This is a genomic window from Pseudomonas rhizophila (assembly GCF_003033885.1).
Taxonomy (GTDB): domain Bacteria; phylum Pseudomonadota; class Gammaproteobacteria; order Pseudomonadales; family Pseudomonadaceae; genus Aquipseudomonas; species Aquipseudomonas rhizophila.
Genome location: NZ_CP024081.1, coordinates 4,411,369 through 4,427,818, shown reverse-complemented (window position 1 = coordinate 4,427,818; position 16,450 = coordinate 4,411,369). Strand labels below are relative to the sequence as shown.

The window sequence follows — 16,450 nt, the reverse complement described above, 5'->3', positions numbered from 1 at the left end:
GTGCCTTTGTCGAAGAACCGAGCCTGATCAACTGCCATAGCCTGCGCCAGGTGTTCGCCAGCGGTGAAGCCCTGCCGGTGGATCTGGTGCGGCGTTTCATGGGCCAGCACCCAGCGGCCCTGATCAACCTGTACGGCCCGACCGAAGCGGCCATCGACGTCTCGGTCTGGCGTTGCTCGGCCAACGACGTGATCGTGCCGATCGGCAAGCCCATTGCCAACCTGCGTTTGTACATCCTCGACGAGGCCATGCAACCGTTGCCGATTGGCAGCATCGGCGAGCTGTACATCGGTGGCGTTGGCGTGGCCCGGGGTTATCTGAAACGCCCGGACCTGACCGAGGAACGCTTCCTCACCAGTCCATTCGTGGCCGGTGATCGCCTGTACCGCACCGGTGACCGTTGCCGCTTCCTGGCTGATGGCAACATCGAGTACCTGGGGCGTCTCGACCATCAGGTGAAATTGCGCGGCCAGCGCATCGAGCTGGGGGAAATCGACTCAGCGCTGCTTAACCTGCCGGCCATCACCGGCGCCTGCACCCTGGTCATCGACAACCGCCTGGTGGCGTTCTACAGCAGTAGCACCGCGCAGTCGGACCTCGACACCCAGCTTGCGGCCGAACTGCCGGCGTACATGGTGCCGGCGGTGTGGGTGCAAATCCCGGCCCTGCCCCTGAGCACCAACGGCAAGATCGACCGCAAGGCCCTGGCTGCCCTGCCCCTGCCAAGCACCCAGAAAGACTACGCGGCACCGCGCAACGAGCTGGAACGCCTGCTCTGCCAGTTGTTCGGCGAACTGCTCGGCGACACCTTGACCGGCGGCCGTGAAGTCGGCACCTCGGACAGTTTCTTTGCCCTGGGTGGTGACTCGATCCTCGGCCTGAAACTGATCTCGCGCCTGCGTGAACAGGGCTATTCGCTCACGCCACGGGACCTGTTCCGTTCGCCGACCCCGGCGGCGCTGGCCCACGTGACCACGACACTGTTGACCCAGGCCGAGCAAGGCGACGTGAGCGGGCCGATGCCGCTGATGCCGTTGCACCAGTGGTTCTTCGACCAGCAGCAGGTCCAGGCCGCCCACTGGAACCAAGCGGTGCTGGCCGACAGCGACCGTCGCCTGGAACCGGCCATCGTGCAAGCCACGCTGGACCGGCTGGTGGCCCACCACGACGCCCTGCGCTTGCGTTTCAGCAACATCGACGGGCAATGGCAGGCGCACATCGCGCCGGTGGCCCCGGCCCAACTGACCCGCTGCGAACACCCGGAACAACTGCTGCACGTCGCGCAGAGCCTGGACCTGCAACACGGCCCGTTGTTTGCCGCAGCCCTGTTGGAGGGCACGCCGCAGCGCCTGTACCTGGTGGCCCATCACCTGGTGGTCGATGCGGTGTCCTGGACGCCGCTGCTGGAAGACTTCCAACAGCTCTACCCCGCCCTGGAACGTGGAGAGCAGCCGACGTTGCCGGCAAAAACCACCTCGTATCGTCAATGGGCCGAGCACCTGCAAGCCCATGCCGCGAAGGCTGCTACCGAGCATCGCTACTGGAGTGCCCAGGTCGGCACGAACCGGCCGCCCATGGCCACGGTCGCCGAGCGCCAGACACTGGCGGCCCGCTGGGATGCCAGCCGCACGCAGCAATGGCTGACCGAGTCCCACGCGGCGTACCGCACGCAACCGGAAGAACTGCTGATTGCCGCCCTCGCCGCGACCCTGGCCGAGGTCGAACAGCGCAGCGATATCGTGGTGGACCTTGAGCGCCACGGACGTGACGCACCGTTTGCCGGGCTGGACGTCGGCCGCACCGTCGGCTGGTTCACCACGCTGTACCCACTGCGGGTGAACGCCCGCGGTGCCGCGGGCGAGCAGGTGCGCAACGCCAAGCAAGCCTTGCGTGACGTACCCGGCCAAGGCCTTGGCTACGGCTTGCTGCGTCAGCGCGGCGAGTTGCCGGCCAGCCACGGTGATGTGCTGTTCAACTACCTGGGGCATGAGCAAACGCCAGAGGGCTGGTTGCGCGCCAGCAGCCTGACCCCGCCGCCGGAGGTGGCCCCGGTGAACCGAGTGACCCATGCCCGTGAAGTAGTGGCCTGGCTGGAGGACGGCGTGTTGCGTGTCGAATGGCACAGCGTCACGCCGAACGCCGACAGCCGTTTGCCCGCTCGCCTGCTGGAACACTTGCAGGCGCTGGTCGAGCACTGCCTCGACCCGCAGGCCGGTTCGCTGATGCCAGCGGATTTCCCTCTGGCCAAGGCGCTGAACCAGAAGTCCCTGGACAAGCTGCTGGGCAAACTCAAGACCAAACCCAATTCCCAAAGCTAGCGAGCGACGCCGCGCCCGCGCAGGTCTCGGACCGGCGCGGCGCCCTGATCGACTCACTTGAGTTTTCAAGACTTTGAAATGGACCAAACAAGCATGAACAACATCGAAGACATCTACTCCCTTTCGCCGACCCAGCACGGCCTGTTGTTCCACAGCGTCTACGAACCGGATTCGCGGGTGTATTACCAGCAGTTGAGCCTGGACATGAACGGCCCGCTGCAATTGAGCGCTTTTCGTGGTGCCTGGCAGGCGCTGATGCAGCGTCACGCGGTGCTGCGCAGTGCGTTTCTCTGGGAAGAACTGGACGATGCCTATCAGGTGGTGCAACAGGACGTTGAGTTGCCCTTGACTGAACTGGACTGGCAGGACCGCGCCGAGCCGCAGGCCGCGCTCGAACAGTTGGCACTGGAACAGCGGGCGCAACCCCTGGAGCTGAATGACTCACCGCTGATGCGCGTGTGCCTGGTGCGCCTGGCCCCCGAGCGCTGGCACCTGATCTGGACCTTCCATCACATCCTCATGGACGGCTGGAGCGTCGGCATCGCCGTGCAGGAATGGCTGGCGCTGTACTACGAACAAGCCCATGGCCGCCCCGCCCACTTGGCGCCAACCCGCCCTTATCGAGACTACATCGCCTGGCTGGCGGAACAGGACATGGCCGCCACCGAAAGCTTCTGGCGCGAACAGTTGCAGGACGTGAGCGAGCCGACCCCACTGCCCAGCTTCGCCGTACGCCAGCCAGCGCCTGCGGGGGCACCGTTCGCCGAACGGGAAAGCCTGCTGGCCGCCAGCGAAACCGAGCAATTGGCGCACTTCGCCCGTCAGCATGACCTGACCATCAACACGCTGATCCAGGGCGCCTGGGCACTGCTGCTGGGTCAACACGCCGGGCGTGACGACGTGGTCTATGGCGTCACCGTCGCCGGGCGTCCGGAGAACCTGGCGGCGGTAGACAGCACCGTCGGGCTGTTCATCAATACCTTGCCGCTGCGCGTGCAATGGGCCGACGAGCCGACCCTGGTGGACTGGCTGCAACACTTGCAGCAAGCCAACAGCGATCTGCGCCACCACGCCTACCTGCCCCTGGGCAAACTCAAGTCGATGACGCGCATCGCCGCTGAACAGGCGCTGTTCGACTCGATCCTGGTGTTCGAGAACTTCCCGGTCACCGACGCACTTAACCAGGACACCGGTGGCTTGAGTTTCAGTGCCCCGAGCAGCGACCAGCAGGTCGATGGCATCACCCACACCCAAGGCCGCAACCACTTCCCGTTGTCGCTGATCGTGGTGCCGGACAAACAACTGCACTACCTGATCAGCTACGACCGCAGTCGCTTCAGCGATGCCGAGGTCGCGGTGTTGTCGGCCCAATTGCGCGCGATCCTGTTGGCGATGACGGCGCACGCGCAGTGCCGGGTCAGCGAGCTTGAATGGCTGAGCCCTGAAGAACGCCAGCAATTGCTCGTGCAGGGCCGTGGTGTACAACTGCCGGTAGCCGCTACGTGCCTGCACCAGCGCTTCGAACAACAGGTGGCCGCCCACCCGCAACAGCTGGCGGTGCGCGACCGCCAGAGCGCCCTGACTTACCGTGAACTGGATCAGCAGGCCAACCGCCTCAGCCAGTATTTGCGTGCCCAGGGCATCGGCCACGACAGCGTGGTGGCACTGGCCCTGGAACGCAGCGCCGAGTTCGTGATCGCCCTGCTGGCCACCCTCAAGGCCGGCGCCGCCTATCTGCCGCTGGACCTCAAGCAGCCTGCCGGGCGCCTGGCCGACGTGCTGGTGGACAGCCGCGCCGCACTGCTGATCGGTGCCGCCGCTTCACCCCTGCTCAAAGACCTGGCCGAGCACACGCCGACGCTGTGGTTGGCGGAACAGACCGACGCCATCGCCTCCCAGCCAGACACGCCACCGGTCGTGGTCCACAGCCCGACCGATGCTGCCTACGTGATCTACACCTCGGGCTCCACCGGCACCCCCAAGGGCGTGGTGGTCGAGCACCAGTCCATCGTCGATTACCTGACGGCGGTGCACGCAGTGCTCAACCCGCCATCGGCGGCTCGCTACGGCTTGCTGTCCAGCATCGCCGCCGACCTGGGCCACACCCAACTGTTCGGCGCCCTGTGCAGCGGCGCCAGCTTGTTGCTGGTGGATGAAGACAGCGGTTTCAGCCCCCTGGCACTGGCCGAATTCTTCGACCAACACCCGGTGGATGTGCTGAAGATCACCCCAAGTCATCTGGCCGGCCTGTTGCAGGCGTTGCCCGATGCCCGCCTGCTGCCCCGCGCCCTGCTGGTCTTCGGCGGCGACGCCCTCAGCCCGGCGCTGCTGGAACAGGTCAACCGCCTGGCGCCAGGGCTCAGGGTGTTCAACCACTATGGGCCGAGCGAAGCGACAGTCGGGGCGATTGCCACCGAGTTGCCGGCGGGCCTGCGCAGCATCGCCCTCGGCCGGCCACTGCCGAACCGTCAACTGCAAGTGGTCGATGCCAACGGCCGCCTGGTGCCCACCGGGGTATCCGGCGAACTGCTGATCAACGGCGCCCTGGCCCGGGGTTACCTGCACCGCCCGGACCTGACCGCCGAACGCTTCCATCTCGACGCCGATCAGCAACGCTGGTATCGCACTGGCGACCGCGTGCGCTGGCAAGTGGACGGCCAACTGGCGTTCCTCGGTCGGGTCGACAGTCAGGTCAAGATCCGCGGCAACCGCCTGGAGCTGGGCGAAGTCGAAGCGCAACTCAAGCGCCTGTCGCCGCTGATCGAACAGGCGCTGGTCCGTGCCGTGGAACTGGACGGCAGTTTGCGCCTGGTGGCCTACCTGGTCGCCAGCCAGTCGCTGTCCGCCACGAAACTGCGTAACGACCTGGGTGCGCGGGTGCCGGACTACATGGTGCCGGCGCACTTCATCACCCTCGACGAACTGCCCCTGACCCGCAACGGCAAGGTCGATGTCCAGCGCTTGCCGCTCCCGCAAAAACCCACGGACGACAGCGCCACCCATGTCGCGCCGCGCAATGAAGTCGAAGCGCAGCTGGCCGCCATCTGGCAGGAAGTCCTGAAGCTGGAACGTGTCGGCGTGCACGACAACTTCTTCGCCCTGGGCGGCGATTCGATCATCAACTTGCAGATCATCGCCCGCGCCAACCAGCAAGGGCTGAAACTCACGCCCCGCCAGCTCTTCGAGAACCGCACCATCGCCGATATCGCCCGGGTGCTGGGCGCCGATGCCAGCCATGGCGTGGCACACGAGATTGCCGATGGCTATGACCTGCCGCTGGCCGCCGGGCAACTGGCGCGCCTGCAACAAGGGCCGTTGCACGCCACCTGGCGTTGCGTGGCGCTGAGCCAGACGCTCGATAGCGAGCTGCTGACCCAGGCCATCTGCGCCTTGCAGCAACACCACCAGGCCTTGCGCCTGGCGCTCAAGGCCCTGCCGGAGGGCCAGTGGCAGCAACGGGTACTAGTCGCGGCCAAGGCCCCGGTCATCGCCATCGAGAAACTGGAGACCTGCGCCCCGGCGCAACTGCAAGCCCTGGCCCAGACCGGTGTAGACGCGCTGGCACTGGACGCCGGCCAAACCCTGCATGCCCGCCTGCTGGAGGTGGACGGCAAACACGCCCTGCTGCTGGCCGCTCATCCGCTGTGTCTGGACGAGGCATCCTGGGCGCTGCTGCTGACCGACCTCAACCTGGCCTTGGCGCAACTGCGCTATCAGCGGCCGGTGCGCCTGTCCTACACCGGTGGCGATTTCACCCAGTGGACGCGGCACCAGCAGGCCCATGCACAGGGCGATGCCCTGGACGACGCCTGGGAACACTGGCTGCAATACGCCGGCACGGAAACGCTGCAACTGCCGGACAGCCAGCAGCCGGCCAGCGTGGTCGAGCAGACCCTGCCGGCCGCCACCTCAGGTGAGCTCAAGCGTTTGGGCGAAGTGCTGCAACTGGACTGGAACAGCCTGTTGGCCGCTGCCGTGGTCGAACAGTGCCGTGAACTGTGCGGCAATGGCCTGGTTGCGCTGAGCGTGCACGATGCCCGTCCAAGCGCCGAGCGTCTGCCGGTAAATGCGCCGATTGCCGTGGCCGACCTCGACCCGGCACGCATCATGGGACCATTGGCCCTGGCGGTGCCGTACTTCCTCCAGCCCGAAGGCGACAGCCTGCTGCAACGCTTGCAGGCCCTGACCGCGCAAATGCGCGCCTACCCGCAGCACGGCGTCGACTATGGCGCCCTGCGTTTCCTGTCGGACAACACCTACCTGCAAGAACCGCTGCGTGATCTGCCGGCGGCATCGGTGGCCATTCGCTGGCTGGGCAACCTCGACAGCCATCGCGAAGAGCGTGGCATCCTGGCCCAGGTCGAAGCCGCAAGCCCCGCGACAGCTTCGCCTTGCCCGCTGACCCTGGACGCCTGGTGGCAGGACGATTGCCTGCACCTGCGCAGCCACGGCGCCCTCGCCGCCGACTGGGCACCGCGCCTTGCACAACGCTTGAACGAACTCGCCGGATTGGCCAGCGCAGCCGACCTGCGCCCCGCCAGCCAGGCATTTGCGCTGTGCCACAAGCAAGCGAAAACCCTGGCATCCGAACCGCTGGACTGGGCGAACATCGAAGACGTCTACCCGCTGTCGTCCATGCAACAGGGCATGCTGTTGCACACCCTGCTGCAACCCCACAGCGGCATCTACCTGATGCAGCAACGCTACAGCTGGGACGGGGTACTGCAGCGCCCGGCGATGGAAGCGGCCTGGCAGTTGTTCCTTGAGCGCCACCCCATGATGCGCACTGCCTTCTGGTGGCAGGACGATCATGAGCCGCTGCAATGCGTATACCGCCAAACTCATCGGGCGTTCGACTGGCAGGACCTGCGCCACCTCGATGAAGAACAGCAGCGCCTGGCGATGGACCAGGCCCTCGAAGCACAGCGCCTGCAAGGTTTCGACATGGCCTGTGCGCCGCTGACCCACCTGCGGGTGTTCCAACTCGATGAGCGACGCTTCGCCGTGGTGCGCAGTTTCCACCACATCCTGACCGACGCCTGGTGCTTCGGCCTGCTGATGGAAGACCTGCTGGCGATCTATCAGGCCATCGTGCGCCAGGAGCCGGTGGCCCGTCCACGCCTGCGCTCCTTCCGCGGCTACATGAGCTGGCTGGAACGCCATGACATGGCCGCCGCCCATGCGTTCTGGCAGGCCGAAATGGCCGGTTTCAGCGAACCGACACCGCTGCATGTGGACAGCCCCGTGGCGCGTCCGGAGCAGGCACCGGAACAGGTTGGCGATTTCGACCAGACCCTGAGCATCGCCCAGACCCAGCGGCTGCAGCAGCTGTGCCAGCAATACCAACTGACCCCCAACACCTGGATCCAGGGCGCCTGGGCGCTGTTGCTGTCGCGCTACAGCGGCAACCGCGATGTGCTGTTCGGCGTGACCGTCGCCGGCCGCCCGACTGACCTTGCCGGCGTAGAAGAAATGGTCGGGCTGTTCATCAACAGCTTGCCTCTGCGCATCGATGTCGATCCCGAGGTGCCAGTGGCCGACTGGTTGCAGGCGCTGCTGTCCCACAACGCGCAATTGCGCGAACACGAAAGCGCTTCGCTGGTGGACATCCAGCGTTGCAGCCAAGTGCCGCGCGGCCAGCAGTTGTTCGACAGCCTGGTGGTGTTCGAGAACGCGCCGCTGGATATCAGCAGCGTGAAACTGGATGCCTTCAGCATCGACATCTATGAAGACCGGGTGCACACCAACTTCCCGATGACGGTGGTGCTGTACCCCGGCGACCGCCTGGGCATTCGCCTGTCCTACGACAGCATGCGTTTCAGCACTGACACCGTGCAGCGCATGCTCGGCCATCTGGTGCAGCTGCTTTCGGGCATGCTGGAGACGCCGCAAGCGCCACTGGGCAGCCTGCACATGCTGCCCGAGGCGGAACGCCGGCAGTTGCAGATCGACTGCAACCGCAGCGACGTCGACTTCCCGCTGGAGCGCGGCTATGCGGCGCTGTTCGCCGAACAAGTTCGCAACCGTGCGCAACACCTCGCTGCCGTATGCCAGGGGCAATCGCTGACCTACGCCGAACTGGACCGCCGCGCCAACAGCATCGCCCATGCGCTGCAAGCGGCCGGTGCCGGCCCGGAAACCCTGGTGGCGCTGTTCGCTGAGCGAGGCCTGGCCTTGCTGACGATGATGATCGCCACGCTCAAGGTCGGCGCGGCGTTCCAGGCCCTGGACATCCAACAGCCCCATGCTCGTCTGGCGGAGCTGCTGGACCTGGGCGAAGCACCGCTGTTGCTGGTCTGCGAGCACGCAAGCTCGACGCTGGACTACGTCCTGCCGCAGATGCGCCAGCAACCCACCTGCCTGATCGCCCAAGCGCTCTGGCAAGGCCGCGAACAGCCGCCGGTCACCTATGCGCACAACCCGGATCAACTGGCCTACGTGATCTTCACCTCGGGTTCCACCGGCACGCCAAAAGGCGTGATGGTTGAACAACGCGGGATGCTCAACAACATGTTCGGCAAGGTCCCGAGCCTGGGCCTGGGTGAGCACGACCGGATTGCCCAGACGGCTTCGGCGGCGTTCGATATCAGCGTGTGGCAGTTCCTCGCCGCGCCGCTGTTCGGCGCCACCGTGCACATCCTTCCCGATGCCCAGGCCCACGACCCTGTGGCTCTGCTCGATGCGGTTCAAGAGCAGCAACTGACACTGCTGGAAACCGTGCCGGCGCTGATTCGCGGCATGCTCCAGGAAAGCCAGGCGCACCACACCTTGGCGAGCCTGCGCTGGCTCCTGCCCACCGGTGAGGCATTGCCGCCGGCCCTGGCGCGGGACTGGTTCGCCCGCTTCCCGGCGATCCCGTTGATGAACGCCTACGGTCCCGCCGAATGCTCGGACGACGTTGCCTTCTACCCCATCACCGAAGCGCCCGCCGACGACTGCCTGCACATGCCCATCGGCAAGCCGACCGCCAATAACCAGGTGTTCGTTCTCGACTCGGCGCTGCGCCTGGTCCCTGTCGGTGTACCCGGCGAATTGTGCATCGGTGGTGTCGGCGTCGGTCGCGGCTACCTGCGCGACCCGCAACGCACCCGCGAAGCCTTTGTTCCGCACCCGTTCCAGGCCGATGCGCGGCTGTATCGCAGCGGTGATATCGGCCGGATGCGCGCCGATGGCGTGATCGAATACCTCGGGCGGCGCGACCAGCAAGTGAAGATTCGTGGCCACCGCATCGAACTGGGCGAGATCGAAAACCGCCTGATGCAACACCCAGCGGTGGACAGCGCGGCGGTGCTGGCACTGCCCGACGCCCGCGGGGCGTTGCAACTGGTGGCCTGGTATGTGCTCGACGACACGGCCAACCTGGGCGGCGAGTCCGCGCAACAGGTCTTGAGCGCTTACCTGGGCCAGCAGCTGGCAAGCTACATGGTTCCAGCCCGTTGGCTGGCCCTTGCGCAATTGCCGCTGAACGCCAATGGCAAGGTCGACCGTCGCGCCCTCGCCGCCCTGGGTGTGCCCCAGGACGAAACGGCGCAGGCGCAGTGCTTGGCACCGCGCACGCCGACCGAGCAGGTCCTGGCCGAGCTGTGGCAGGAAATTCTCGGCCTGGACACCGTCGGTGTGCACGACGACTTCTTCGCCATCGGCGGTCACTCGTTGCTGGCCACCCAGGTGTTGTCGAGGATTCGCCGACGGTTGAACGTGAACCTGCCGCTGCGCACGCTGTTCGAGCGTGGCACCCTGGAACAATTGGCCGAAGCGGTCGATCAGCAACGCGACGCCCAGACCGAGGCCGACGGCAACAGCGAGATTGCCCTGGCGCCACGCAACCAGCCATTGCCGCTGTCCTACAGCCAGCAACGGTTGTGGTTCCTGGATCGCTTCGAAGGCCCCAGCGCCGCCTACAACATGACCACCGCCATCAGGCTGCGTGGTGCGCTGGACGTCGCAGCGCTGCAAGCGGCGTTGCAGGCCGTGTTCGAACGCCATGAGTCCTTGCGCACGGCGTTCCATCTCCACGGCGACCAGCCTTGCCAGGTCATCAGCCCGGCACCGCGGGTTGACCTGACGCCGACCGAGCTGAGTCACCTCGACCACGAGGAACAAGCGCAAACCCTGCAACGCTTGATTGATGAACAGGCGGCACGCCCGTTCGATCTGCAACAGGCGCCGATGTTGCGCGCCAGTCTGCTGCGCCTGGGCGCCGTCGATCATGTGCTGCAATTGGTGCTGCATCATATCGCCACCGATGCGTGGTCCATGGGCATCCTCATGCAGGAGCTGATCGTCGGGTACCAGGCTCGTACCAGCGGTTCGACACCGGTGCTGCCGGTGTTGCCGATCCAGTTCGCCGACTATGCCTACTGGCAACGCAGCGAAACCCAACAGCGCCTGCTGGCACGGGCCATCGACTACTGGCGCCGCCAACTCGACGGCGCGCCAACGCTGATCCCGCTACCGCTTGACCAGCCACGCCCGGCGCGTCCCGACTATCAGGGGGCGGCCCTGGAACAACGCTTCACACCGGCCCAGGCCCAGGTGCTCAAGGCCTATGCTCAACAGCAGCGGGCGACGCTGTTCATGGTCCTGCTCAATGCCTTCAACAGCCTGTTGCAACGGGCCACCGGGACCAACGACTTTATCGTCGGCACCGACCTGGCCAACCGCGAACATCCGGCCCTGGAGCATCTCATTGGCTTCTTCGTCAACGTGCTGCCGATCCGTGCCCGCCTGAGCGAGGGCGAAAGCTTTGACGCCCGTCTGCAACGCTTGCGCGAGGATTGCCTGTCGGCGTTCCAGCACCAGCAGGTGCCGTTTGACAAACTGGTCGAGGAACTGCAACCGCCGCGTACACCAGGGGTCAATCCCCTGGTCCAGGTGCTGTTCGTCATGCAGAACACCCCCAGCGGCAATGCCAGCCTGCCGGACCTTGAGGTGGAACACCTGGTATCACGCCAGGAAAGCAGCAAGTTCGACCTCGCCGTGTTTGTCGAAGAGGACGAAGATCAAGGCCTGAATGTGCGCTGGGTGTATCGCACCAGCGTGTTGCACGAGCCGACCATCCAGCGCCTCGAACAAGGCTTCGAGAGCCTGTTGGAGCAGATCGTCTCGCCCCCGGGACAAGCGCTGGACAATTGGTCGTGGCGCCTTGAGGGTGGCAACGCCAGCGCAACGTCCCTGGCGAATTCGTCGCTCGACGAAGCCACGGCCCGCAGCGCGCGCAAGCAGTCCAAATTGAGCAAGCTCAAGCAGACCCGTGCAACCGCTGTGAGCCAGGTGGCCCATGAGCAGGTCCGGACCCGCACCCTCAGCGCCGGGCAAGCCTTGCCGTTGGTGATCGAGCCGTTGCTCGGCGACCTGGACCCGGTGCACTGGGCGCTGCAAGCGCGGGAATGGATCAATGCACAGCTGCTGACCCACGGTGGCCTGCTGTTCCGGGGTTTCAACCTGCCGGATGCCAGCGCTTTCGAACAGTTCGCCCAGGCCATCGAACCCGACCTCTACGGGACCTACGGTGACCTGCCGAAAAACAAGTCCGGCAAGAACATCTACCACTCCACGCCGTACCCGGAACAGCACATGATTCTCTTCCACAACGAGAGCTCCCATCTGCCGCAGTGGCCACGCAAGCAGTGGTTCTATTGCGAAACGCCGGCGCCGCGGGGCGGTTGCACGCCCATCGTCGATTGCCGGCAGGTGCTGGCGCGCTTGCCCGAGGACATCGTCGCTCGCTTCAAGGCCCTGGGGCTGCTGTACGTGCGGCACTTCACCGACAAGCTGGATGTGCGCTGGCAGGACTTCTTCAAGACCGAACAGCGTGAGGAAGTCGAGCGCCAATGCCTGGCGTCGGGCATGCGCTGGGAATGGCTGGGGGCCGACAACCTGCGGATCGCCCAGCACTGCCCGGCCATCGTCGAGCATCCCGAGACCTTGGAACTGTCGTTCTTCAACCAGGTGCAACTGCACCACACCGCCTGCCTGGAGCCGGAAGTGCGCAGCAACCTGATCAGCCTGTTCGGCCCCGGACATTTGCCACGCAACGTGTACTACGGCGATGGCAGCGTGATTGAAGACGCAGTGATGCAAGTGATCGGCGAGGCTTATGAAGACTGCGCGGTACGTTTCAGTTGGCAAAAGGGTGACATGGTGATGCTGGACAATATGTTGGTGGCCCACGCTCGGGATCCCTTCGAGGGTGAGCGCAAGATCTGTGTCGCCATGGGCCAGATGATGCGTCGCGAACAATTGACCGGTTGCCTGCCCGAAGCACAGCCGCCGCTGGCTGCGGAGGTGCAGGCATGAGCGCCTTTGAAACTCGCGAAGAAGCCTTCGCCCTCTCGCCCCAACAACGCAGCCAGTGGTTGGCGGGATTGCCAGCGGCGCGCCTGGAACTGGAAATAAAAGGCCCGTTGGCCCTGGAGCGTCTTCACCAACGACTCGCCGCCCTGAGCGTGTGTCACGAGGCCCTGCGCCTGCGGGTACGGCCAGAGCCAGGTTTGCTGATGCCCTTGCAAGTGGTTGAATCCACGGTCACGGCCACGGACGCCATCAGCGTCGAGGTGCAAGCGCTCGACGGCGATCGGCAGCGGGTCACGCTGCAACTGCCGGCGCTGAGCGCGGATCGCGGGACCTTGCTGCGCCTGGCGCAGGCATTGGGCTCGATAGAGGCGCCATCGGTGGATGACGAGGCGATGACCTATACCCAGTACAGCGCCTGGCTCTACGAATTGCAGGCCGATGAAGACGCCGAGCCTGGCCGGCGTTTCTGGGCCAGCCAAGCCTTGGACGAAGCGGCCGCCAGCGAGTTGCTCTACCGTGAGGTTCGCAGCGACCGCTCCGACGCCCCGGTGACCACTCGCTTGAGCGCCAACCCACAGTTGAGCATGGCCCTGGACAGCTTTTGCCAACGTCACGACGCATCGCCCGAACAAGTGCTGATGACGGCCTGGGGCGTGCTGTTGCAGCGCCTGAGCAGCGGCGACAGCCCGGCACTGACCTTGAACTGGGTCCACGATTGCCGCGACGACTATGAAGAACTCGCCGATTGCTGGGGATTGTTCGCCAAGCCCTTGCCCCTGCGCTGGCAAGCGGCGGCGGACAGCCAGTTTGCCCAGGCGCTGGCGAACCTGCAGGTGCTCTGCGAGCAAGCCACCGAATGGCAGGAATACTGCGGCGTCAGCGCTGCACTGCCGGCCGACACTTTGCAGTACGGCTTCCAGTGGGGTGGGCAGTTGCCCGATCGACTCGACACCTTGGGCAGCATGGCGTCGACGCTCACGGTGCTGGACGCACAGGCCATCCCCGCCGGTATGGAGCTGCTGTTGGTGGCCGAAACGACCGCTGGCGGCTATCGCCTGAACCTCTGCCACCTGCCGGGCCGCTATAGCGAACAGGCCGCCCTGGTCCTGCTGGAGCAACTCCAATCGCTGCTGCTCGATGCCCTGGCCAACCCAGGCAAGCCCCTGGCCGAACTGTCAGTGCAGGCGCCGAGTTTTACCGCAACGCTGACCGCCCTGCAGGCGCCATCCGACGCTGCGGCACTGCCGTTTACCAGCGTGCCGGCGAGTTTCGATGAATGTGCCGCGCAGTTTCCCGAATATTTGGCCCTGCGCGACCCCAATGGGCAGTTGAGCTATGCCCAACTGCAGGCCCGCAGTAACCAACTGGCGCATTTCCTGCGCGCCCAGGGCGTGGGTCGCGAAGATCGCGTGGCGCTGTACCTGGATCGCTCGGCACAGATGGTCCTGGCCATGCTCGCCGTGCTCAAGAGCGGCGCGGCGTTCGTTCCCCTGGATGTGCATCAGCCGGCACAACGCTCGCTGGCGATCCTGCAACAAGCCCAGCCGACCTTCATACTCAGCGGCTCGGCCGGCAGCGCCCCTGCGTTGCCGGGCATCGGCAGCCTCGACCTGCGCGAGGAAGCGGCCTGGCAGCAAGCGCCAACGACTGCAACCAACGTCGAGATCCAAGGACAGGACGCGGCCTACGTGCTGTTCACTTCCGGCAGCACCGGTACACCCAAAGGCGTCATCGTCGAGCACCAACAGCTGGCCAGTTATGTCGCCAGCGTATCCCGGCGCTTGCAACTGGCCGCAGGCGAACACAGTGCAGTGGTCACCTCACTGGCGGCCGACCTGGGCTACACGTTGCTGTTCCCGGCCCTGCTCAGCGGCGGCGAATTGCACCTGCTGGACAAGGAAACGGCCATGGACGCCCAGGCCTGGGCAGCCTGGCAGGCGCAGTACCCGATCGATCACCTGAAGATCGTGCCGTCGTTGCTCGACGCCTGGTTGATTCATGCCCAAAGCGCTGCCGTGTTGCCGCGCAAGCAATTGGTTCTCGGTGGCGAAAGCTGCTCGCGGCGCCTGCTGCAAAGCATTCGCAGCCTTGCTCCGGCGCTAACGGTCTTCAACCATTACGGCCCGACCGAAACCACCGTTGGGGTGGTGATGCACAAAGCCGATCCGAGCGTAGATTATCGTCGCCTGCCCCTCAGCGACCGCCTCGACGGCATGCGCCTGTACCTGCTCGACGAGCAGCAAGCGTTGGCCGCCCCAGGGCAAAGCGCCGAGCTGTATATCGCCGGCCCGCAACTGGCCCGCGGGTATCTGGACACGCAACAAAGCGCCGGACGTTTTATCGAGCTGGCACATCGGCCGGGCGAACGCCTCTATCGCACCGGCGACATGGCCCGCTATCGCCATGACGGCAGCCTGGAGATCACCGGGCGGGCCGACCGTCAGGTGAAAATCCGTGGGTTCCGCGTGGAACTCGACGAGATCCAGGCGCAGTTGACCAGCCTTCCCGGTGTGGCCCAGGCCGCGGTGGAATGCATCCCTCGCGGCGAGCTCGGCCACCAACTGTTCGCCTTCATGACCCTGGCGCCCGGGCATTCGACCACAGTCGCCAGGCTGCATGGCCAGGCCCAGGATTGCTTGCCGGACTACATGCTGCCCACCCTGCGGATCGTCGAAGCCTTGCCCCTGATGGGCAACGGCAAGCTCGACCGCAAGACCCTGCAGCAATGGGCTGACAAAGTCCTCGACACGGTCGGCAGTGCCTTGCCACGCACGCCGCTGGAAGCCTTGCTCGCCGAGGTCTGGGCACAGGTGCTGGGCCTGGAGCGAGTGGGCATCGACGATGATTTCTTCGAGCTGGGCGGCCATTCCCTGGCGGCGGTGACGCTTGCCAGTCGCCTGCAGACCGCGCTGTCGGCACCAGTGACGGTCAATGCGGTGTTCAACGCCCCGAGCGTCTCGGCATTTGCAGCATTGGTGCAGGCCGAACTCAAACTCTCGCCGCTGGTGCGGTTGTCGGCGCCAAGCGCTGTCGAAGCCGCCAACCTGTTCTGCTTCCACCCCTCCACCGGCCACGTGCAGGATTACCGCACGCTGCTGGCGCCGCTGTCGGCCTGGCATCTGTGGGGCTTGCAGGCGGCGTACCTGAGCGACGACAGCACAACGCTGGGCGGCGATATCGAGAGCCTCGCCGCGCTCTATGTCGAGCACCTGCGCCAACAGCAACCCCAGGGGCCGTACCACCTGCTGGGCTTCTCCCTTGGTGGTCTGCTGGCGATTGCTGCGGCCGCGCGCCTGGAAAGCCAGGGCCAAGCAGTGGCGTTTCTCGGTATCATCGACTCGCAGTACCAGCATCAAGCGCCAGAAGACAGTGTCGAGGCGCTGCTGGAGTCAGCCTCCCAAGCGCTGACACCGGACAGCCAGAGCGTGATGCGCCGGTTGCCGCCACCGATCATGGCCGCATTGCTGGAGCAACTGGACGCCCTGCCCCCAGCGGCACGCCTGCCGGAGCTGGTGCAGTGGGCACGCCAGCAAGGCCTGCAACTCGATGGCGACAGTTGGGAGCATTTGCAAACGCGGCTGCGCTACCAGCAGCACACGCAGCATCTGCTGGCGACCTTCAAGCCTGCCCGGCTAAGCTGCCCGGTGCAAGTCTGGTGGGCCAGCGACACCCTGGCCCAGGCCGACTTCGCCGACCCGCATTGGGAAGACCTGAGCAGCGGGCCGTTGACCCGCGAGGTCATCACGGCGCAACACCTGACCATCCTTGAGCAACGCGCCTTGCACGAACAATTGGCGGCGCGTCTCACGGCCATTGCTACACACGGAGCGGTTTGA

3 protein-coding genes are annotated in these 16,450 nt (G+C 65.5%); all 3 read left to right on the top strand.

What is annotated here, in order from left to right:
* Nucleotides 1-2,318: condensation domain-containing protein (locus CRX69_RS20555; RefSeq protein ID WP_157952144.1), on the top strand; the 2,318-nt coding region annotated here is incomplete at its 5' end.
* A 93-nt stretch (nucleotides 2,319-2,411) separates the two neighbouring features.
* Nucleotides 2,412-12,617, top strand: coding sequence for a non-ribosomal peptide synthetase (locus CRX69_RS20550; RefSeq protein ID WP_107322734.1), 10,206 nt, complete (start codon nucleotides 2,412-2,414; stop codon nucleotides 12,615-12,617).
* Nucleotides 12,614-16,450 carry a non-ribosomal peptide synthetase gene (locus tag CRX69_RS20545; protein WP_107322733.1) on the top strand — a complete coding sequence of 1,279 codons (3,837 nt, stop codon included), beginning with the start codon at nucleotides 12,614-12,616 and terminating at the stop codon, nucleotides 16,448-16,450. Before CRX69_RS20550 ends, CRX69_RS20545 begins: the two co-directional genes overlap by 4 nt.